Below are 21,713 nucleotides of genomic sequence, written 5' to 3'. Positions count from 1 at the left end.
CCGCGCCGTCCTGGCATCGCGGCGAGCCGCCGCGTCATGGCAGATCAGGCATTGCTCGGCGTGACCGCCACGGCGTGCTGCACCTTGACGCGCGGCATCGTCAGCGTGACCAGCCCGCCGACGATCAGCGCCCCCGCGATCAGCACCAGCCCGAAAGTCACGCTATGCGTCGCGTCCTTGACGATACCGAGCACATACGGGCTCACGTAGCCGGCGAGGTTCGCGATCGAGTTGATCACCGCGATGCCCGCGACCGCCGCCGTGCCTTGCAGGAACGTGGTGGACATCGACCAGAAGATGCCGAAGCCCGCCAGAATGCCGATATACGCGATCGACAAGCCGGTGACGGCGAGTGGAATCGAGTTCGTCACCGAGGCGCTGCCGAGCAGGCCCGCCGCGCCGATGAAGCAGCACACCGCGTAGTGCCAGCGGCGCTCGCCCGTGATATCCGATGAGCGGCCGATCAGGATCATGCCGATGCCCGCCGCCAGATAAGGGATCGCGGTGACGAAGCCGTTGCTGACGAGATTGGTCACGCCGAGATCCTTGACGATCTGCGGCAGCCAGAACGAGAAGCCCGCGTTGCCGGTGACGAGGCAAAAGTAAATCAGCGTCAGCAGCCAGAAGCGGCCCGAGCGCAACGCGGCCGCCAGACTATGTTCGGCGCCGGCCGCCGCTGCGGCGGTGTTTTCCCGCGAGAGGCGGTGAAGGATCACGCGCTTTTCGTCATCGGCGAGCCATGCGGCTTCGGCGGGTGTGTTGCGCAGGATGGCCAAGGCCCAGAAGCCGGCGAGGATCGACGGAATGCCTTCGATCAGGAACATCCACTGCCAGCCGCGCAAGCCGTGCGCTTCATGCAGCGCCGACATCAGAAAGCCCGACAGCGGCGCGCCGATGATGCCCGCCACGGGAATCGCCGCCATGAACACGGCGACCATCCGCGCGCGCCGGTCGGACGGAAACCAGAAGGTCAGATACAGCACCACGCCCGGCACCAGCCCGGCTTCGGCGACGCCGAGGAAAAAGCGCAGCACGTAGAACATCGTTTCCGAGCGCACGAACATCATCAGGCACGACAGCAGGCCCCACAGCATCGTGATGCGGGCGATGGTGGCACGCGCGCCGAACTTCTTCAGCAGCAGATTGCTCGGGACTTCGAATACGAAATAGCCGAAGAAGAAGATCCCCGCGCCGAGTCCGTACGCCGCGTTAGAGAGGCCGAGGTCGCCGGTGAACTGCAGCTTCGCGTAACCGATGTTGACGCGATCCAGGTACGACAGGACGTAGACGAGAAACAGGAACGGCATGATGCGCCAGGTGATCTTGCGCAAGGCGGCGGCTTCGAGCGATGCGTCAGAAGAGGTGTCGGCAGCGGATAGCGAAGGGGCGTTCATGAAGGCCTCACTCGACGACAGCAAGCGCGCGCACGCGATACGCGTGGCGCAGCGTGCGGTTCAGGACGGGGTCGTGCAGTTCGAGTTCGAGCGCCTCGCCGTCGGTCATCCCGACGATGCCGCCTTGCACCGTCAGCGTGCCGCAGAACATCGCAGCGCCCTGTGCGAGCGGTGCGCGTTCCAGCAGATCGGCGGCCGGCAGCAGCGAAGCGACGCTGCCTTGCTGATAGACGCGCCGCGCGCCGTTGGCGACCGCATACGCGCGCAACTCCAATTGATCCCAGTGGCCGGACACGTCCTCGAAGCGCCATGCATCGCGCGCGACCGGTTTCGGGCAGACCTGCTTGGACACCGTGACGCCGTAGGCCTCGACTTCGCGGTCGGTGTGATCGGAGCCGACGGTGACGAGCAGCCCGGAGTTCGCGCGCACCAGCACGCACTCCGCTTCGCCGCTGGATTTCACGCCGACCACGCCGATCTGCTCGGCCTGCGTGAGCAGTTCCGCGCCGAGGCGGTAGAAGCACGGCGTGGTTGAAGGCCGCTTCACGCCGAGTTCGGCCAGTTCGGCGATGTGATGCTCGATCGCGGCCTGGTCGCGCCCGGCCCAACCGGCGATGGTCAGACGATTGACTTCGACGACCTCGGCGCTGCTGCCGCCGGAACGCTCCACAACATTGAAAGACACCTGCCGCATCACTCGACTCCAAAATAAATATTCGGCAAATATTATTGTGATATTTCACAGGTGTCCAGCGTGCCAAAAACATTTTGTCTGATGACCCCGGTGATCCCTTTTGGTATGACCAACCCACGGTCCTGTCGGCATTTGCGCTTTTCGGCGCGTCGCATGCGTGCGGTACACTGCATTTTCGAACATTACTTTTTGTAAGGGACACATCCATGCATCACGGCATTGGCTTCATTCAGGATCTGGCGGTCGTGATGGCGCTCGCCGGCGTCGTCACCGTGCTGTTCCATCGCCTGAAACAGCCGGTGGTGCTGGGTTACATTGCCGCGGGCGTGATCATCGGGCCGTACACGCCGCCGTTCCAGCTGATCCACGACGAGCAGACCATCCAGACGCTCGGGGAGCTCGGCGTGGTGTTCCTGATGTTTTCGCTCGGACTCGAATTCAGTCTGCGCAAACTCTTCCAGGTCGGTGCGACGGCGATCGTCGCGGCGCTCTCGGAGATCGTGCTGATGCTGTGGATCGGTTATGAGATCGGCAGCGCGTTCGGCTGGAGTTCGATGGATTCGCTGTTTCTCGGCGCAATTCTGGCGATCTCGTCGACCACCATCATCGTCAAGGCACTCTCGGAGCTGGGCCTGAAGCGCGAGAGCTTTGCGCAACTGGTGTTCGGGATTCTGATCGTCGAGGATATTCTCGGCATCGCCATGCTGGTGCTGCTGTCCGGCATCGCGCAGACGGGGCAGCTGAGCGCGGGTGTGGCGGTGGTTACGCTCGGCAAGCTGCTGCTGTTCATGACGGTGTCGCTGGTGGTCGGCATTCTGCTGGTGCCGCGCGCGTTGAACTACGTGGCGCGTACCAGAAGCGACGAAATGCTGCTGGTGTCGGTGCTCGGTTTCTGCTTCGGCTTCTGTCTGCTGGTGGTGAAGCTCAATTACAGCATCGCACTCGGTGCGTTTCTGATCGGCGCGATCATGGCCGAGTCGCGCCATCTGCATCGGATCGAGCATCTGATCGCGCCGCTGCGCGACGCGTTTTCCGCGATCTTCTTCGTGACGATCGGCCTGATGCTCAATCCGGCCGTGCTGGTCGACTACGCATGGCCGATCGCGGTGATCACGGTGGCGGTGATCGTCGGCAAGATCGTCTCGTGCGGGCTCGGCACTTTTCTGGCCGGCAAGGATGGCCGTACGGCGATGCGGGTCGGCATGACCGTCTCGCAGATCGGCGAGTTCTCGTTCATCATCGCGTCGCTCGGACTGACGCTGAAGGTGACGAGCGCGTTCCTGTATCCGATCGCGGTTGCCGTATCCGCATTGACCACGCTCTTCACGCCGTACCTGATTCGCGCCGCCGATCCGCTGACCCAGCGCCTTGGCCGGGCGATGCCTCGCACGCTCGCCAACGTGTTCGGCATGTACGGGCAGTGGCTGCGCGGCTTGAGCACCGGCAGCGGCGAGCCGACGCTGTTCAGCATGACGCGGCGGATCATGCTGCAGATTGCCGTGAATCTCGCGCTGGTCGCGGCGATTTTTCTGATCGTTTCCTATAGCGCGCCTTACACCAGCACCTGGCTCGCGCGCTGGCTGACCTCCGAGCCGCTGCAGCGTGTCGTGATGTGGAGCCTCGCGCTATTCGTTTCGATGCCGTTCCTGGTGGCCGTCTATCGTAAGACCAAGTCGCTCGCGCTGCTGCTCGCCGAGGTGAGCGTGCAGCCGGCGATAGCGGGGCGCTTCACGAGCGCGATCCGCTACGCGATTTCCGATCTGGTGCCGGTGCTCTCGATGGCCGGCGTGTTTCTGCTGGTCGCGGCGCTCTCGGGCGGCATCTTGCCGCCAGCCGGCCTGCTGACCGCGGTGCTGCTCTGCGCCGCGCTGCTGCTGGCGCTGCTATGGCGTTGGTGCGTGAAAATCCATGCGGCGATGCAGATCGCCTTGCGCGAAACCTTCGACGAACAGCCGGATCCCTAAGCGATCCCCAGGTGATCGTCCAGGTGATCTCCAGGCGATCACCAAGCCAGTCGGGCTTGCGCCGTGGCGCAGAACAATGTGAGCAATTGTGTGCGGGTTTGCGGGGCTTGGCCCGCTGACGGATAATCAGGGCATATTCATTCGTTCGCGTGGAAGGCGCCTGTCTGACTGTCATGAGCGAAAACAAACCTGAAAATGCCGGCAAGCCCGGCGGTCCCGCGCCGTCATCGGCGTCACCGTCCGGCGCAACCACGGGGGCGGCGAAGCCCGACATCACGCTGGGTGAACCGGCGGTCTCTCTGCCGATCTCCCACGAAGATTCCATCCAATCCCCGATCAAGGACGTGGTGACGGCGGCTGCTTCGTTCGGGCCGGACGAGACCGCCACTGCGGCCGTAACGCCGGTTCCCGGCGCATCGAGCTCGAGCTCACTGCCGGCTGATTCTTCAGCCAATGCGCCCGCCGCCGAAGAGCCGGCCACCTCGTCGGCGCGTCGGGCCGGCTCGCCGCCGCCGGGTTTCGGCGCCGCGCCCGACTTCACTGCGTCGAACCCGCCGCCGCCGAATGCTTTGCCGCCGTCTCCGCCGCGTTACCTGAAGCGCGACGATTCGGCGTGGACCGTGTTCGGCCGCATCATCGCAGCGCGCGCGCGCCAATTGTTCGATCGCGCGGGGCAGCGGATCACGCAGCGCACGCTGCGCATCGGCGTGTCGGCGCGCATCTTCCATCCTGAGCCAGGTGCGAAGGGGCTGCGCGGCAAGACGCTGCAATACCTCGAGGAATCGATCGCGCACTGGGTGATGTCGCGCGACGTGCTGGTGTTCATGATTCCTACGGTCGGCCATCAGGGCATGCTGCATCCGAGCAACATCCGCTTGCGCGACTATGCGAAGCATCTCGACGGCCTGCTGTTGCAGGGTGGCGCGGACGTCTCGCCGCAATCGTATGCTGAAGTCGCGACCAGCCACGAGTGGCCGGGCGATCGGGTGCGCGACATGTACGAACTCGAACTGCTGCATGAATTCATCGAGTCGGGCAAGCCGGTGCTTGGCGTATGCCGCGGCTGTCAGCTGATCAACGTGGCGTTCGGCGGCACCTTGTACCAGGACATCGCCACCGATGTGCCGACCGCCGGCGCGCACGTCAACGAAAACTACGATCAGCATCGCCACGGCATTCACTTCCCGGACGGCTCGACGCTGGCGAATATGTTCCCGGGGCGCCGCGACGCGATTGTCAATTCGATCCACCACCAGGCGGTCAAGTCGCTGGGCCGCGATCTGAATATCGAGGCGGTATCGGCGTCGGACGGCATCATCGAGGCCGTGCGCTATCGGCGCGCGCCTTTCGTGATGGGCGTGCAGTGGCACCCGGAGTTTCATCGCGCGGGCGGCGCCGAGTTGCTCGATTGCACGCCGTTGCTCGATACGTTCCTGCGTGTGGCGCGCGAGACGCGCTTTTAAAGCCGCGCTCCTGGATCCGCGTTGATGAAGCCGATGTGCACGAGACGCCACCCTGTTGTTGGGTGCGGCGTCTCGTGCAGCATTTTTCCTTTCGCTTCTTTCCCGCTTGTTTTTTCAGACCTATCGCCGGCAGGCGTTCGATTTGCCGGTCACTCGTATCCGCGTTTATAAGATAGTCAGGTATGCGATATAACGCGCGCCTGGGTCCATCCATCTATCTCCATATTGCGGTTCACGATTAGCGTTGGATTGGCGCGAATCCAACACGGATTGCAAGCATCCGCAGGAGTCGGATCGTTGCGTTTGGGGCGTCTGCGAAAGCGTTTATTGCGCGATTGATGGATTCACCTGGCCAAATCATCCGCTATCGATTTATCTCGATTTAAAGTGCGGGCGCGCGACACTTGAATGCTTCGTTTAATGACTAATCCGGGCGATAATCCACGGCTGTTTTGGATTTGCATGGAGCATGCACGTATGAAGTACCCCTTAGTTGTACGGCGCACCATGCTGCTCGCGACCTCGTGTGCGCTGTTGCAGCAAGGCGGCCTCGTGCTGGCAGCGTCGAATGACGAAGCCGCGCCTCTGGCCGGCACCCGGCCGGCCATGAATACGCTCACGCCGCAGCCGGTCGCCGCCGCGCTACGCAGCGCCAGCTCGGCCATACCGGCATCGGGCATATCCGCATCGGGCATATCGGAGTCGGGCACGGCGAGCGATGCACAAGGCAATGTCGCCGAGTTGATGCAGATGATTCACGACGCGAAGCTGAGTGAACTGCGTACAACTTATAACGGCAGTTATGGTGCGAGCCTGTTTTTCTATCCGCAGGAAATGGCGTATTACGTCGCGCTATTTCAAGACAAGCATTTCTGGCGTGTGATCAAGTCAAAAGACATGGCGCGGGCCGAAGCGGTCTACGCCGGCTTTGTCCAGCAAACCGTGCAACTCGCGGATGTCGAGATTCGCCGCACGCAATTGCAGGCGCAGAAGGCTTTTATCGAGGACATCATCGCGCTGTCGGAAGATCGCGCGAAGCAGCTGCAGGCCGATCTCGACGTCGCCCGTACGCAACAGGCCAAGGTCAACGATTATCAGCGGCAAACGCAGGGCGAAGCGGCAGCGCTGCACGCAGACAAGGAAAGGGCGCAGGCGCAGTTGCGTCGGGTGCAAAGCGAAGTGATGCGGTTGCAGCGGCAGACCGAGCTGGGGTTGCCGGCGCAAAAGTAGGCGGAAGCTGTCAAGTCCTGGAATAGGCTGACAGTCCTGGCTCACTGAAACGCCCGATGCACCGCATCGGGCGTTTTGTAATTGAGAGCGGCATGCGGTCGCTCACGGTTCATGGTTGTCGATGCGCACTGACTGTTCGACCATCCTGGCTGCCTGTTCGAGGTCGGCGGGGCGCTGTAACAGGAATTCACCCAGTCGATCCCGCTGGCACGTGCGCGTTTTCACCATGAACCCTTCGGGATGCGGAAGATGATGCCGGGAAGCGGCGTGACCGGCGATCGGACTGGTCTGATGGTCTGATGGTCTGACAAGAGGGTCCCGGTTTGTATGAGTCTGGACAACGATCAAACCAGGCGCGCCAGTTCTATCGATCCAGCGGGTACACATAGCGCAACGCAGTAATATCCACGCCGCCCATATGATCGGGTTCGGCGCCGACGAACTGCCAGCCTTGCCGTTCATAGAAGCCGATCGCCGCCGTATTGCCTTCGAGCACATATAGATAGAGCTGCGCTTCGCCTTGCGCACGCGCCCAGTCTTCGGCGGCGCGCATCAGCAGCTTGCCCACGCCGATGCCCTGATGCGCCGGCAGCGTGTGCAGGTTGTCGAGCAGCACGCCCCACACCGACTCCGGTTGCCGTTCGACGCACACGAAGCCGATCGGCTCACCCGCGAGTTCGGCGATCAGCACGATGCGGCGCTCGCCGCCCGGTGCGCTCAGACGCGCTTCCCAATAGGCGGCGCGCTCCCTGGTGACTTCGCCGTCAAGGAACGCGTCGGGCAACAGACCGCGGTAAGTGGCCTGCCAACTGATGCTGTGGATCGAAGCGATCAGCGCGGCGTCCGCGAGGGTCGCGGGGCGCAGCGAAATAGCGTGGGCAGTTTGCATCGGGATGGCAATCAACGGAAGTGTTCAACTGCAAAGTGTACTGCGCGGCCCGCCCGGCGGAGTTTGCAATGAAACTGTATGTTTTACGCGACAGCGGCGGGAGCGGTAACATTGCGCGTTGCGGACTTCGGACAATTCGCAACGTTTACCCTGATATCGCAGTCATGCGTTTGGCCTGAGGATCCTGCGCCCCCGGCGCAGCCTTTCATTGTGCCGTGGCATCCGCTTGCCGAGCGCAGTGGATCGTTTCAACTGCCTGATCGCCGCCGGTCCGTGTGGCGACGGGTTTTTCAGAGAGTGTCATGTCTACCGCGTCACCCGCCAACCCGGCTTCGTCCCAAGAATCCAAGGTCAAGACAGTTTTCCGCGTCGTCAGCGGCAACTTTCTTGAAATGTACGACTTCATGGTCTACGGCTATTACGCATCCGCGATCGCCAAGACCTACTTCCCGAGCGGCAACGAATTCGCCTCGCTGATGCTGTCGCTGTCCGTGTTCGGCGCGGGCTTCCTGATGCGGCCGCTGGGCGCGATCGTGCTCGGCGCGTACATCGACCATCACGGCCGGCGTAAAGGCCTGATCCTCACGCTCGGCCTGATGGCGCTCGGCACGCTTACGGTCGCGTCGATTCCAGGCTATGCGACGATCGGCGTGCTCGCGCCGGTGCTCGTGCTAGGCGGCCGGCTGTTGCAGGGCTTCTCCGCAGGCGTCGAACTGGGCGGCGTCTCGGTGTATCTGTCGGAGATCGCCACCAAGGGCAACAAGGGATTCTATTGCGCGTGGCAGTCGGGCAGCCAGCAGGTCGCCGTGGTGTTCGCCGCGCTGATCGGCGTGTTGCTCAACAAGTTTTTGCCGGCCGACCAGATGACCGCCTGGGGCTGGCGCGTGCCGTTCCTGATCGGCTGCCTGATCGTGCCGTTCCTGTTCCTGATCCGCCGTTCGTTGCAGGAAACCGAGGAGTTCACCGCGCGCAAGCATCATCCGAGCATGGGCGAGATCCTGAAGACAATGGCCGCGAACTGGGGCACCGTGCTGGGCGGCATGGGCATGGTCATCATGACCACGGTGTCGTTCTACATGATCACCGCTTACACGCCGACCTTCGGCAAGGAAGTGCTGAAGCTGTCGTCGATCGATACGCTGATCGTCACTGTCTGTATCGGCCTGTCGAATCTGATCTGGCTGCCGCTTGCGGGCGCGCTGTCGGACCGCATCGGCCGTCGTCCGGTGCTGCTGGCGTTCACGGCCCTGACGATCGTCACCGCTTATCCGGCGCTGCAATGGCTGGTCGCGGAACCGTCGTTCGCGCGGTTGCTGGCGGTCGAATTGTGGCTGTCGTTCCTGTACGGCAGCTACAACGGCGCCATGGTGGTGGCGCTGACCGAAGTGATGCCGGTCGAAGTGCGCACCGCCGGCTTCTCGCTCGCCTACAGTCTCGCGACCACGATTGGCGGCTTCACGCCGGCCATCTCGACGCTGCTGATTCATACCACCAACAATAAGGCCGCGCCTGGCCTGTTCCTCGGCGTCGCGGCGATCTGCGGCTTGATTGCCACGCTGGTGCTGTATCGCACGCCGGAGTCGCGCAATCAGTATCGGGCGGCATAGCGTCGGCTTGCCTTAGGCACCCTGGGTGCCTTTGGATCAGCAGCAAAAAACCCCGTGCTCTTACGAGTGCGGGGGTAATGAGCAACCGTCTTACCAGTCAAGCCGTGTGGATGGATTCATCCCACGGCTTTCTCGTTTTTGCAATCGCGTTGAGGATTGTCAGCAGCTTCCGCTTACAGGCCACCAGAGCCACTTTTCGGGGCTTTCCGGTCGAGACGAGCCGATGCTAGAAGTTGCCGACGACGGGATTGAACCGCACGGCAGCCGCTAGCCGCGGCGCAATTCGTCAGCCACCGCTTCGACCAGCTCGCCCCACGCGCCCGGCTGCGGCTGGCGCAACAGCGTCGCGCCCGGATACCACGGACTGCGCGTTTCGCCGACGAACCAGCGCCAATCCGCCGCGAACGGCAGCATCAGCCAAAGCGGCTTGTTCAGCGCGCCGGCGAGGTGAGCAATCGACGTGTCGATCGACACTACCGCGTCGAGCCGCTCGATGATCGCGGCGGTGTCCGCAAAGTCGCCGATCCGCGTATCGAAGCGATGAATCGACGTGGCCCGCGGATGCGCGTCGAGCGCGGCGCTTTCGTCGTCGCTCAGGGCGGGCTGCAGCACGATCCAGTCGATGCCCTCGAGTGCGAAGAGCGGCTCGAGCGCGCCGAGCGGCATCGAACGGTTTTCGTTCTGCTGGATGCGTCCCGACCACGCAATGCCGATTTTGCGTTTCGCGTGGCCGCCAAGCGAGCCGCGCCATTTGCGGCGGTAAGTCGGGGGGGCGCTGAGGTAGGGCATGCGGGCGGGAATCGTGTCGCAGGTCGTGCCGAGCGCGAGCGGCAGGCTCAGCAGCGGACATTGCAGATCCGCGGCCGGACGCGCTGCGCCCTGGGCGATCAGCGTCACGCGCCAGGCTTGCGCGGCAGGCGCGAGGAGCGGCAGCAACTGCGGCTGCACCTCGAGTACGACGCGGGCCGCGCGTTGCGCCGCCAGCGGCACGAAGCGCACGAACTGCAGCGTATCGCCGAAACCCTGTTCCGCGTGCACGAACAGCGTGCGCGCTTCGATCGGCTCGCCGTGCCAGCGCGGCAGCGTCTGCATCACGGGTTGTGCCGTGTTTTGCAGCCGCCATTCGTATTCGGGCAGTCCACGCGCGAAATCGCGCTGCGCAAGCCACGCAAACGCGCGGTTCATATGTGCGGAGGCGAGGTCGGGGCGCAAGCGCAGCGCTTGATCGAACGCGCGCACAGCCGCGGCGTGCCCGCCCAGCGCCTGGTGTGTAGTGCCCAGACTCAGCCACGCGAGCGCGAATTGCGGATCGAACCCGACCGAGCGCTCGAAATACGGCAGCGCCTGCGCATGGCGACCCGATGCCGCAAGGGCGTTGCCGAGGCCGAAGATCGCGGGCGGCAGGTTGGGCTGCAAGGCGAGCGTCGCCTGGAACGAGGCGACGGCTTCCGCGTGGCGGCCGGTGGCGTCGAGCGTATTGGCAAGGTTGAAATGCGCGGCAACGAAGCGCGGCTCGGCGGCCAGCGCCGCGCGAAAGCGCGGGATCGCCTCGTCCGCGTGGCCGAGCGCGTTGAGCGACATGCCCATGTTGTTGAGCGCGCCCGCATGCCCGGGGCGCAATTCAAGCGCGCGCTGGAACGACGCGATCGCCTCCGTATGGCGCCCGAGCGCATGCAACGCGTTGCCGAGATTGTTATGCGATGACGCGTCCTGCGGCTGCAGACGCAGCGATTTCTCGAACGCGTCGGCTGCGTCTTCGTGACGGCCTGCCGCCGCATAGGCGTTGCCGAGGTTGTAGTGCGCCATCGGGAAGGACGGCGCGAGCGTCAGCGCATTGCGAAATTGCTCGATCGCATCGTCGAGTTTGCCCAGCGCCTTCAGCGCGTTGCCGAGGTTCAGTTGCAGCGCGGCGTCTTCCGGGCGCAGGTTGACCGCGCGCCGCACGAGCTCGGCGGCTTCGGCGTGCTGGCCCTGCTGGTGGCGCAGTACGCCCAGCAGGTGCAGCGCATCGACGTGCGTCGGATTGCCGTCGAGCGTCGCGCGATAGCCGCGCTCGGCGTCGTCGAGGCGACCGTCACGATGCGCCGCGTAAGCGCGGTCAAAAACAGGTTGCATGACGGAGGGATGGGATTTCGGGTAAGGCGAACGCCGCATTTTCCCACACTCGTCGGCGCCGCTCCGGATTTGACCTGGTGCGTCATCACTTATATCATGTGAATACCTGTTCATATGTATGTCGATGTCGTGCTTGTTATGGCTTCCATCCCCCTGCCTGTCAGCTTCGCAGACCGTTCGCCGGACACCATCGTGCCGCTGGCCGATCTGTTCCGCCTGCTGGGCGATCCGACGCGCTTGCGCATCGTGCTCGCATGTCTGGACGAACGGCGCGCGGTTGGCGCGATTGCCGAGGCGCTGGGTTTGTCGCCTTCGCTGGTGAGCCACCATCTGCGGCTGTTGCGCGCGGCGCGTGTCGTGCGTGCGGAGCGGCAGGGCAAGCAGGTGTTTTACCTTGCCGCCGACCGTCACATCAGCGCGATGCTGGCCGGTATGCTCGAGCATGTGGCCGAACCGGCCGCCGAACTTCCTGTGGATCTGTCATGAAGAAAACCACCATCCCGAACCGTGCCGCCGAAGAGCGGGAGGACGAGCACGCGCCGGTGTGGTTCGACGGGGCGCTTGACGGAATCGACGGCGAAGACACGCGCATCGACGGCGAGGCCGCTGCCGCTGACGATCATGCCGGGCACGAGCACGAGCACGAGCACGAGCATGAGCATGAGCATGAGCATGAGCATGAGCATGAGCATGGCGCGGCTCACGCCCATTCGACCCCCGCGCAGGGCGCGGGCGGTCACGCAGAGCCTGGACATCAGCATAGCCACGGCGACGACCACCACGCGGGCCACGCCGGACATAACCACAGCCACAGTCACGCCGGCCACCATCACCACGCCCACGCACCGGTCGCAGGCCACGGCCGAGCCTTCGCGCTCGCCGTCGCGCTGAACGTCGCGATCGTGGTGATTCAGGGCATCTACGGCGTGATCGCGCATTCCACCGCGTTGCTCGCCGACGCCGGCCACAATCTCTCGGACGTGCTCGGCCTGCTGCTCGCCTGGGGCGCCACCTGGCTCGCCAGGCGTCGTCCGTCGGCGCGTTACACGTTCGGCTACGGCAGCTCGTCCATTCTCGCGTCGCTCGCCAATGCGGGGCTGCTGCTGTTCGCGTGCGGCCTGATCGTCGCCGAGGCGCTCGAACGCCTGATGAATCCGGCGCCGGTTGCGGGGCTCGCCGTGTTCGTCGTGGCGACGCTCGGCATGGTCGTCAATGGGATTTCCGCGTGGCTCTTCATGCGCGGCCAGAAGGAAGACCTGAACATTCGCGGCGCGTTTCTGCATATGGCCGCGGACGCAGGCATCTCGGCGGCGGTCGCAATCAGCGGTCTGGTGATTCTCGGCACCAACTGGAGCTGGCTCGATCCGGTGATGAGCCTGCTCGTGGTCGCGGTGGTCGTGTACGGCACCTGGGGACTGCTGCGCGATTCGGTGCGGCTCGCGCTCGACGCCGTGCCGCCCGGCGTCGACCTGCAACGCATCCGCGATTATCTCGCCGGCCAGCCGGGCGTCACCGACGTGCACGACCTGCACGTCTGGCCGTTGTCGACCACCGGCAATGCGCTCAGCGCGCATCTGGTGATGCCGGCGGGCCACCCAGGAGACGAGTCGATCGACGGCATGGTCGTCGCGCTGCGCGAACGTTTTGCGATGCAGCACGCGACGCTGCAAGTCGACCTCGGCACCACCGAGCACCGCTGCGCGATGGATCATCCGCCGCACGCGCATTGAGGTTCGGGCAAATCCTGAGTCAAGCCCGCGCCGGCTCCGTGATTGACGCAGCGCACCGCCGAACGGCAAGCGGGCGGCGTACACTAGAGCGCAGTGCTGCCTCCGGAGTTCCGCATGGACGCTGCTCCCCACGACGCGTCACCGGTGCTGATCGTCGGCGCGGGTCCGACCGGACTCGCCGCGGCGATGAGCCTGGCGCGTGCCCACGTTCCCGTGCGTCTGATCGACAAGGCGATGCAGCCGAACCCGCACTCGCGGGCCATCGGCATCCAGGCGCGCACGCTCGAACTGCTCGAACAGCATCGCTTGATCGAGCCGTTTCTCGAACTCGGTCATCGGGCGCGCGTCGCCAATCTCTTTTCGAATGGGCACCGCCTCGCGCGGCTCGATTTCGATCCGCTGCACACGCGCTATCCGTATCTGCTGTTTCTTGACCAGGCGACCACTGAGCGCCTGTTGACCGAGCATCTGGCGACGTTCGGCGTGACGATCGAACGGGGCGTCGAACTGACAATGTTCTCGCAAGGCGCGGCCGGCATTCAGGCGACGCTGCGCCGCGCCGGCGGTCACACCGAGACCCTGCACCCGTCGTACATGATCGCCGCCGACGGCGCGCATAGCTCGATCCGTCACCGGCTCGGTTTGAGCTTTGTGGGCAAGACTTTCGAGCAGACTTTCCTGCTCGCCGACCTGCACGCCGAAACCGATTGGCCCGAAGACGAGTTTCATATCTTCGCTTCCGGTGAAGGTCTGGTCGCAGTGTTTCCGATGGGCCACGGCCGCCATCGTCTGATTGCCGATCATCCGGCGGAGCCCGCCGCCAGTGCCGCGCCCGCGACGCCCGCGGTGCTCGGCGAGCCGCCGCTGAACATCGTGCCGCCGCCTTCGCTCGACGAATGCCGGGCGCTGGTCGCGCGGCGTGTCAACGAACGGGTCACGGTGTCGGACCTGGCGTGGTCGTCGTATTTCCATCTGAACAGCCGGATGGTGGAGCGGCTGCGCGTCGGACGTGTATTCCTTGCCGGCGACGCCGCTCATGTGCACAGCCCGGCCGGCGCGCAAGGGATGAACACGGGCATTCAGGAAGCCTTCAACCTCGGCTGGAAGATCGCGCGGGTGCTCAACGGCGCGGCGCCGGACCGCCTGCTCGATACCTACAATCTGGAGCGGCATCCGATCGAACGTGACGTGCTGCGGCAAACCGGCTTCATCACGCAGATGGCCGAGGCCGATCACGGACCGCTGAAGCTGCTGCGCGAACGTGTGATGCCGGTGCTGGCCGCGCTCGGTCCGCTGCGCGATGCGGCGCGTTTGACGATCAGCGAATTGTCGATCCAGTATCGGCGCAGTCCGCTGACGTTCGAACGCATACTCGACGGCGGCCCGCGCGCCGGCGAGCGCGCGCCGGACGCGCTGGTGCATGTGGTGGACGGGCCGCTCGGCCGCGCGCCCGGCGTCGGCTGTATTTTCGATCTGCACGACCCAGCGTTCTTTTCGCTGTTTCTGCTGGTGCGCCCTGTTCCCGCCGACGAAACGCCGCTCGATCCGGCCGCCAAGCACGAGCCGCCGCTGAACACGGAACTGGATCGGCTCGCCGCCGAGGTCGACAAGGTATTGCTGGGCGCGGTGCGCATCTGGCGCGTGACGGATACGAGCGGCGAGGGCGCGCCGCCGCTGGCCGAATCGTATGGCCGCACGCGGCCGTCGTTCTACCTGGTGCGGCCGGATGGTTACGTAGCGGCGCGCGGCCGCACCGGCTCGGATTTGCATGGCTTGCTGCGGCACTGCGAGGCGTGGTTCGCCGTCGGCGGGGTGGTGCCGGAGCAGGCGGCGCTTTGAGCCGGCCGCCGCCGTCGCGCAATGGCGGCCACCGAGGCCGCCGATGCCGCCGTGCGCGTTGCGCTTACGCGAAAGAAGCCGCGGCTGGCGTCAGCTGCTCGCGATGTTTGACGAGCGCTTCCTTGACGATGCCCGACATCGCGATGCCGCTGGCATCCGGGTGGTCGAGCGATGCCAGCAACGCGCGCCGCATGCGCGGCTCCCAGAAGCGGTGGATATGATCGGCGATGCCGGCGAGCGCTTCTTCGCGGTCTGGCATCGAATCGAAAAAATCGCCGATCCGGTTCGCCATGTCGATCAGGTTCTGGTCATCCATCATGCCTCCTGCCGGGCCGCCCCAAGGGAGGCATGAGCCCCCTCGGGGGGCAGCGAACGTATGTGAGCGTGGGGGTGGTTCATATATGCCTCCTGCCGGGCTGCCCCAAGGGAGGCATGAGCCCCCTCGGGGGGCAGCGAACGTATGTGAGCGTGGGGGTGGTTCATACTTTTCCTCACTTACCCGACGTTGCATTGGCCAACTCGCGCTGCTTCAGCAGATCGAGCTGCTCCGCGTTGAAGCGCGAATAGTCCTGCTGCCACTGCGACGGCTGCTCGACCGGCATCACCTGCACCGCGGTGACCTTGTATTCCGGGCAGTTGGTGGCCCAGTCCGAGCTGTCGGTGGTGATCACGTTCGCGCCGGACTCGGGGAAGTGGAACGTCGTATAGACGACGCCCGGTTGCATCCGCTCGGTGACCTTCGCGCGCAACACGGTTTGTCCCGCGCGCGATTCGATGCCGACCCAATCGCCTGTCCTGATGCCGCGTTCCTCCGCGTCGTGCGGATGCAGTTCCAGACGGTCTTCGTCGTGCCAGCGCGAGTTCTCGGTGCGGCGCGTCTGCGCGCCGACGTTGTACTGCGACAGAATTCGGCCGGTGGTGAGCAGCAGCGGAAACTTGCGCGTGACCTTCTCCGGCGACGCGATGAACTTCGTAATCACGAACTTGCCCTTGCCGCGTACGAAGGTGTCGATGTGCATGGTCGGCGTGCCGTCGGGCGCGTTCTCGTTGCACGGCCACTGGATGCTGCCGAGCTCGTCGAGCTTCCTGTACGAAACACCGTGGAAGGTCGGCGTGAGACGCGCGATCTCGTCCATGATCTGCGACGGATGCGTGTAGTCCATTTCATAGCCGAGCGCGCGCGCGAGCATCACCGTGACTTCCCAGTCGGCGTAACCCGGCACCGGCGGCATCACCTTGCGCACGCGGGAGATGCGGCGCTCAGCGTTGGTGAAGGTGCCGTCCTTTTCGAGGAACGACGAGCCCGGCAGCAGCACGTGCGCGTACTTCGCGGTCTCGTTGAGGAAAATGTCCTGCACGACGATGCATTCCATCGACGACAGCGCCGCCGACACATGATGCGTGTTCGGATCGGACTGCACGATGTCTTCGCCCTGGCAGTACAGGCCCTTGAAGGTGCCGTGCACGGCGGCATCGAACATGTTCGGAATGCGCAGACCGGGTTCCGGTTGCAGCGTGACGTTCCAGGCCTCTTCGAACAGCGTGCGCGTGACCGTGTCGCTGATGTGGCGATAGCCCGGCAGTTCATGCGGGAACGAGCCCATGTCGCACGAACCCTGCACGTTGTTCTGGCCGCGCAGCGGATTCACGCCCACGCCTTCGCGGCCGATGTTGCCGGTCGCCATCGCGAGGTTGGCGATGCCCATCACCATGGTCGAGCCTTGCGCGTGTTCGGTGACGCCGAGGCCGTAGTAGATCGCGGCGTTGCCGCCGGTGGCGTAGATGCGGGCGGCTTCGCGTACGTCCTGGGCCTGCACGCCGGTGATCTCTTCCGTGGCCTCAGGCGCGTTCTCCGGCAGCGCGACAAAGTCGCGCCAATGCTGGAACGCGCGCGTATCGCAGCGCTCGGCGATGAACGCTTCGTTGAGCAGCCCCTCGGTGACGATCACGTGCGCGAGCGCGTTGACGACCGCCACGTTGGTGCCCGGACGCAGTTGCAAGTGATGCGATGCCTTCACATGCGGCGTATCGACGATATCGATGCGGCGCGGATCGACGACGATCAGCTTCGCGCCTTCGCGTACGCGGCGCTTCAGACGCGAGCCGAACACCGGGTGGCCGTCGGTCGGATTCGCGCCGATCACCATGATGACGTCGGCTTTATCGACCGACGCGAAGGTCTGCGTGCCGGCCGATTCGCCGAGCGTCGTCTTCAGGCCGTAGCCTGTGGGCGAGTGGCACACGCGCGCGCACGTGTCCACGTTGTTGTTGCCGAACGCGGCGCGCACGAGCTTCTGCACCAGATACGTTTCTTCGTTCGTGCAACGCGACGAGGTAATGCCGCCGATCGAATCGCGGCCGTGTTTCGCCTGGATGCGGCGGAATTCCGACGCGGCGTAATTGAGCGCTTCTTCCCAGCTGACTTCGCGCCACGGATCCGTGATCTTCGCGCGGATCATCGGCTTTGTGATGCGGTCCTTGTGCGTCGCGTAACCCCACGCGAAGCGGCCTTTCACGCAGGCGTGGCCTTCGTTCGCCTGGCCGTTCTTGTGCGGCACCATCCGCACGACCTGGTTGCCCTTCATCTCGGCCTTGAACGAGCAGCCGACGCCGCAATACGCACACGTGGTGACGACCGAATGCTCGGACTGGCCAAGCATGATCACGGACTTTTCCTGCAAGGTCGCGGTCGGGCAGGCCGCGACGCAAGCGCCGCACGACACGCACTCCGATTCCATGAACGGCTGGTTTTCGCTCGCCGCCACGCGCGATTCGAAACCGCGCCCGGCGATGGTCAAGGCGAACGTGCCTTGCGTTTCTTCGCAGGCTCGCACGCAGCGATTGCAGACGATGCACTTCGACGGGTCGTACGTGAAGTACGGATTCGATTCGTCTTTCTTGTCCTTCAGATGATTCGAGCCGTCGAAGCCGTAGCGCACCTCGCGCAAGCCCGTCACGCCCGCCATGTCCTGCAGTTCGCAGTCGCCGTTGGCGGGACAGGTCAGACAGTCGAGCGGGTGATCGGAGATGTACAGCTCCATCACGTTGCGGCGCAGCGATTGCAGGCGGTCGGTCTGCGTGCGCACTTTCATGCCGGCTTCGACTGGCGTCGTGCACGAGGCCGGATAACCGCGCTTGCCTTCGATCTCGACCAGACACAGCCGGCAGGAGCCGAACGGTTCGAGCGAATCGGTCGCACAGAGCTTCGGCACGTTCACGCCCGCTTCCACGGCGGCGCGCATCACCGACGTGCCGGCCGGCACCGTGACCGACTGGCCGTCGATTTCGAGCGTGACGTCGACGTCGGCGTGGCGCTCGGGCGTGCCGTAGTCGGTGTCGTCGAAGAACGAGCGGGGCGCGCGTCGTTGCGCTTGCAGGGCTTGCGACTTGCACGCGCAATTGCCGGAACCGCAGCCGCCCCCCAATCCCCCAAGGGGACCTTCTTCGGAGCGGGGGACTTCCTGCGGGGCGCCGGCAGGGGAGTTGAGCATGTCGGACATGTGAGGCTCCTGGATCAGGCCGCGGCCGCTTTGGGCGCGTGATCGTGCACGTTATCGAGACCGAAATCTTCGGGGAAATGATCGAGCGCGGAGAGCACCGGGAACGGCGTCATGCCGCCCATCGCGCACAGCGATCCGGACACCATCGTGTCGCACAGATCGCGCAGCAACTGCACTTGCCGCGTCGAGGTGTCGCCATTGCGAATCCGGCCGATCACTTCGACGCCGCGCGTCGAGCCGATCCGGCACGGCGTGCATTTGCCGCACGATTCGAGTGCGCAGAAGTGCATCGCGTACTGGGCGAGTTCGGCGAGATTCGAGGTGTCGTCATGTACGACGATGCCGCCGTGGCCGACCACCGCGCCGACCGCCGCGTAAGCCTCGTAATCCATCGGAATGTCCCACTGGCTTTCCGGCAGATAGGTGCCGAGCGGGCCGCCCACTTGCACCGCACGCGCCGGCCTGCCGCTTGCCGTGCCGCCGCCGTAGTCGTACATCAATTCGCGCAGCGTCACGCCGAACGCGAGTTCGACCAGACCGCCTTGCTTCACGTTGCCCGCCAGTTGGAACGGCAGGGTGCCGCGCGAGCGGCCCATGCCGAAGTTCTTATAGAACGCCGCGCCGCGCGCGAAGATGAGCGGCACCGTCGCCAGCGTGATGACGTTGTTGATCACGGTCGGCTGGCCGAACAGGCCGACTAGCGCTGGCACCGGCGGCTTCGCCCGCACGATGCCGCGCTTGCCTTCGAGCGATTCGAGCAGCGCGGTTTCCTCGCCGCATACGTAAGCGCCTGCGCCCTTCGCGACGAACAGCTCGAAGCGATGCGCTGCCGCGCCGAGCACACTGTCGCCGAGCCAGCCGGCGGCGCGCGCTCTGGCGATCGCGGCTTCGAGCGTCGCGATCGAATGCGGATACTCGCTGCGCACATAGATGTAGCCGACCGTCGCGCCGGTCACGATGCCCGCGATGATCATCCCTTCGATCAGCATGAGCGGGTCGCTTTCCATGACGAGGCGGTCGGAGAAGGTGCCGGAATCGCCTTCATCCGCGTTGCAGACGATGTACTTCTGCGCCGCCTGCGCGCCGCGCACCGTACGCCACTTGATGCCGGCCGGGAACGCCGCGCCGCCGCGGCCGCGCAGGCCCGATTCGATCAGCGCTTCGCAGGCGGCGTCGCCGTCGGCTTGCAGCGCGTTGCGCAAGCCTTCGAGGCCGCCGTGCGCGACGTAGTCGTCGATGGACAGCGGGTCGGTGATGCCGATACGTGCGAAGGTCAGGCGCTGCTGTTTCTTCAGGTACGGAATTTCGTCGACCACGCCGACGTGGCGCGCATGCTCGCCGCCTTCGATGAAGCCGCTATCGAACAGCGAGGCGACGTCGGTCTCTTCGACGTTCGCGTAGCCAACGCGGCCCTCAGCCGTAGCGACTTCGACAAGCGGTTCGAGCCACAGCAGACCGCGTGAGCCGTTGCGAACCAGTTCGATTTCCATACCGCGGCGCGCGGCTTCGGCTTCGATCGCTTGCGCCAGGGCGTCGGCGCCGAGCGCCAGCGCCGACGAATCGCAGGGGACATAGACGCGCGTCATACCGTTACCTCCACACATTTGCTGGCGGCGGCAAGGAGCGCGTCGAACTTTTGCGGCGTGACTTTCGCGTGCAGCGTGCCGTTGATCATCAGCGCCGGCGAGAGCGCGCATTGGCCGAGGCAATACACCGATTCCAGTTCCACCGTCGCGTCATGCTGGTGCTCCCCATCGAAGCGGCAAGCGGTGCGCGCCTCGATATGCTGCGCGAGCGCCTCGGTACCCATGCTGCGGCACGCTTCCGCGCGGCACAGCTGCACCGTGACGGGCGCGGCGGGCTGCGTGCGGAAGTGGTGGTAGTAGGTGATGACGCCGTGGACTTCCGCGCGCGACAGGTTCATGGCGCGTGCGAGCGGCGCAACCGTGGCGGGCGGCACGTAGCCGAGTTCGTCCTGAATCGCGTGCAGTACCGCGAGCAACGACCTGCCCGGTTGGGCGTGGCGTTGCACGAGTTGATCCGGCGCGCTAGCGAGGGAATCGTCCAAGTGGGGCTCCTCCAAAGTCATATATGCACTTGTCATTCATAATGCGTGCATTTATGCTTCGTTTATGAATATGGGATAGCCGAACAATAGGCGGGTGAAACGGCTCGTGCAATAGGAAAGAGATCAGCATATATGGTCAGGATCGAGTGTCAGGCGCAGCTGGTCGTGAGGGGTCCCGATGGCCGCGAGGCAAGCCTGTCGGACGTGGTGCCGCTTCTCGCGCTGGTGGACGAGTCCGGCAGCATCGCGCAGGCGGCGGCGCTTAAGGGTTTGTCCTACCGGCACGCATGGGGTTTGCTGCGCAGCATCGAAGAGCGTTTGGGCGGTCCGCTGGTTGCGAAGGAGCGTGGCCGCGGCTCGGTGCTGTCCGAATTGGGCCAGGCGGTGCTGCGTGCGCAGCGTCTATGCGGCGAACGGCTCGACGGCAATATGCAGGCGCTCGCCAGCGAGGTCGCGAGCGAGCTGAACCGCTGGCTCGCGTCCCCCGCCGACGATGTGCGGATTCACGCGTCGCACGGCTACGCCGTCGCTGCGCTGGTGACGGCGCTGGTCGCACACGATCTGCCGGTCGATATCAAGTACCGCGACAGCGCGGACGCGGTCAGCGCGCTGGCGCGCGGCGAATGCGATCTGGCCGGCTTCCATTTGCCGCTCGGCGAGTTTCGCGCGGTGTGCGCCGATACGTATCGGCGCTGGCTCGATCCGCAGCGTCACGTGCTGGTCCATCTGACACGGCGCAAGCAGGGTCTGTTTCTCGGCAAGGGCAATCCCAGGAACATCGGCGGCTTGCGCGATCTCGCGCGCGACGATATCCGCTTCGTCAATCGCCAGCCCGGTTCCGGCACGCGGATGCTGCTCGATCTCGCGCTGAGGCAGGTCGGCGTCGACCCGGATCGGGTCAACGGTTATGCGTCGACGGAACTGACGCACTCGGCGATTGCCGCGTTCGTGGCGAGCGGCATGGCGGATGTGGGCTTCGGCGTCGAGCCGGCGGCGCATCACTTCGGGCTCGACTTCATCCCGATCGTCGACGAGGACTATTACTTTGCCTGCGATCGCGCGCGGCTGGAGCGCGCGCCGCTCGCGACGGTGATCGACCTGCTGCGCGGCGACGCGTTTCGCCACAGCGTCGAACAACTCGAAGGCTACGATCCGAGCTACTGCGGCAAGCTGCTCGATCTCGACGTGGGGCTCGGTGAAGCAGCCGCGTAAGCGACGGT

16 protein-coding genes and 2 pseudogenes are annotated in these 21,713 nt (G+C 64.8%); 8 read left to right on the top strand and 10 right to left on the bottom strand.

From position 1 onward, the window contains the following. Positions 1–44 precede the first annotated feature (44 nt). Together DLM46_RS00280 and DLM46_RS00275 are read right to left on the bottom strand one after the other, a co-directional pair. Complete coding sequence (locus DLM46_RS00280) at positions 45–1,394, bottom strand: MFS transporter (protein WP_115098738.1); 1,350 nt, start codon at positions 1,392–1,394, stop codon at positions 45–47. 7 nt (positions 1,395–1,401) lie between these two features. Next, the gene (locus tag DLM46_RS00275; protein WP_115098737.1) at positions 1,402–2,088 is read right to left on the bottom strand and encodes a DUF2848 domain-containing protein; all 687 of its coding nucleotides are present in this window, start codon (positions 2,086–2,088) and stop codon (positions 1,402–1,404) included. Positions 2,089–2,294: 206 nt separating this feature from the next. Between DLM46_RS00275 and DLM46_RS00270 the strand changes: the two genes are divergently transcribed. The 3 genes from DLM46_RS00270 (at position 2,295) to DLM46_RS00260 (ending at position 6,745) form a co-directional block, all read left to right on the top strand. Continuing rightward, positions 2,295–4,052 (top strand): cation:proton antiporter, encoded by a 1,758-nt coding sequence (locus DLM46_RS00270; protein ID WP_115098736.1) that lies wholly within the window; start codon positions 2,295–2,297, stop codon positions 4,050–4,052. Between the two features lie 173 nt (positions 4,053–4,225). Beyond that, the gene (locus DLM46_RS00265; protein WP_115098735.1) at positions 4,226–5,515 is read left to right on the top strand and encodes a gamma-glutamyl-gamma-aminobutyrate hydrolase family protein; all 1,290 of its coding nucleotides are present in this window, start codon (positions 4,226–4,228) and stop codon (positions 5,513–5,515) included. Between the two features lie 477 nt (positions 5,516–5,992). Further along, entirely contained in the window at positions 5,993–6,745 is a 753-nt protein-coding gene (locus DLM46_RS00260; protein ID WP_115098734.1) for a DUF2968 domain-containing protein, read from the top strand. Between the two features lie 41 nt (positions 6,746–6,786). Here DLM46_RS00260 and DLM46_RS00255 read toward each other — a convergent pair. Then, positions 6,787–6,940 (bottom strand): annotated as a pseudogene (locus DLM46_RS00255) (IS3 family transposase); the annotation flags it as partial. A 169-nt stretch (positions 6,941–7,109) separates the two neighbouring features. Further along, entirely contained in the window at positions 7,110–7,634 is a 525-nt protein-coding gene (locus DLM46_RS00250; protein WP_115098733.1) for a GNAT family N-acetyltransferase, read from the bottom strand. A 302-nt stretch (positions 7,635–7,936) separates the two neighbouring features. Here DLM46_RS00250 and tcuC point away from each other — a divergent pair, with 302 nt between their 5' ends. Continuing rightward, a complete protein-coding gene (gene tcuC, locus DLM46_RS00245; protein ID WP_115098732.1) occupies positions 7,937–9,241 on the top strand; it encodes an MFS transporter in 1,305 nt (434 codons plus the stop codon). Between the two features lie 97 nt (positions 9,242–9,338). Here the strand turns inward: tcuC and DLM46_RS40005 are convergent. Both DLM46_RS40005 and DLM46_RS00240 read right to left on the bottom strand, forming a co-directional pair. Next, a pseudogene (locus tag DLM46_RS40005) lies at positions 9,339–9,461 on the bottom strand (IS110 family transposase); the annotation flags it as partial. A 47-nt stretch (positions 9,462–9,508) separates the two neighbouring features. Beyond that, positions 9,509–11,356: a tetratricopeptide repeat protein gene (locus DLM46_RS00240; RefSeq protein ID WP_115098731.1), complete on the bottom strand. Its 1,848-nt coding sequence runs from the start codon at positions 11,354–11,356 to the stop codon at positions 9,509–9,511. Positions 11,357–11,494: 138 nt separating this feature from the next. On the opposite strand from DLM46_RS00240, the gene DLM46_RS00235 reads away from it, so the two are divergent. The 3 genes from DLM46_RS00235 (at position 11,495) to DLM46_RS00225 (ending at position 14,925) form a co-directional block, all read left to right on the top strand. Further along, the gene (locus DLM46_RS00235) at positions 11,495–11,842 is read left to right on the top strand and encodes an ArsR/SmtB family transcription factor (protein WP_115099225.1); all 348 of its coding nucleotides are present in this window, start codon (positions 11,495–11,497) and stop codon (positions 11,840–11,842) included. Beyond that, on the top strand, positions 11,839–13,086 hold the full coding sequence (locus DLM46_RS00230; protein ID WP_244305773.1) for a cation diffusion facilitator family transporter: 1,248 nt from the start codon (positions 11,839–11,841) through the stop codon (positions 13,084–13,086). The genes DLM46_RS00235 and DLM46_RS00230 overlap by 4 nt, the downstream gene beginning before the upstream one ends. A 114-nt stretch (positions 13,087–13,200) precedes the next feature. Beyond that, the gene (locus DLM46_RS00225) at positions 13,201–14,925 is read left to right on the top strand and encodes an FAD-dependent monooxygenase (protein ID WP_115098730.1); all 1,725 of its coding nucleotides are present in this window, start codon (positions 13,201–13,203) and stop codon (positions 14,923–14,925) included. Positions 14,926–14,989: 64 nt separating this feature from the next. Here the strand turns inward: DLM46_RS00225 and DLM46_RS00220 are convergent, their stop codons facing one another. The 4 genes from DLM46_RS00220 to DLM46_RS00205 form a co-directional block, all read right to left on the bottom strand. After that, a complete protein-coding gene (locus DLM46_RS00220; protein ID WP_115099221.1) occupies positions 14,990–15,241 on the bottom strand; it encodes a formate dehydrogenase subunit delta in 252 nt (83 codons plus the stop codon). 175 nt (positions 15,242–15,416) lie between these two features. Continuing rightward, positions 15,417–18,425, bottom strand: coding sequence for a formate dehydrogenase subunit alpha (gene fdhF, locus DLM46_RS00215; protein WP_244305772.1), 3,009 nt, complete (start codon positions 18,423–18,425; stop codon positions 15,417–15,419). A gap of 14 nt (positions 18,426–18,439) precedes the next feature. Continuing rightward, on the bottom strand, positions 18,440–20,011 hold the full coding sequence (locus DLM46_RS00210; RefSeq protein WP_115098728.1) for a formate dehydrogenase beta subunit: 1,572 nt from the start codon (positions 20,009–20,011) through the stop codon (positions 18,440–18,442). Next, positions 20,008–20,493: an NAD(P)H-dependent oxidoreductase subunit E gene (locus DLM46_RS00205; RefSeq protein WP_115098727.1), complete on the bottom strand. Its 486-nt coding sequence runs from the start codon at positions 20,491–20,493 to the stop codon at positions 20,008–20,010. Before DLM46_RS00205 ends, DLM46_RS00210 begins: the two co-directional genes overlap by 4 nt. A 132-nt stretch (positions 20,494–20,625) precedes the next feature. Here DLM46_RS00205 and DLM46_RS00200 point away from each other — a divergent pair, with 132 nt between their 5' ends. Next, a complete protein-coding gene (locus tag DLM46_RS00200; RefSeq protein WP_115098726.1) occupies positions 20,626–21,705 on the top strand; it encodes a substrate-binding domain-containing protein in 1,080 nt (359 codons plus the stop codon). Positions 21,706–21,713 lie beyond the last annotated feature (8 nt).

Source organism: Paraburkholderia lacunae, assembly GCF_003353175.1.
Taxonomy (GTDB): domain Bacteria; phylum Pseudomonadota; class Gammaproteobacteria; order Burkholderiales; family Burkholderiaceae; genus Paraburkholderia; species Paraburkholderia lacunae.
Note: the sequence above shows the minus strand (reverse complement) of the source record. Positions and strands in the feature narration are given on the sequence as shown.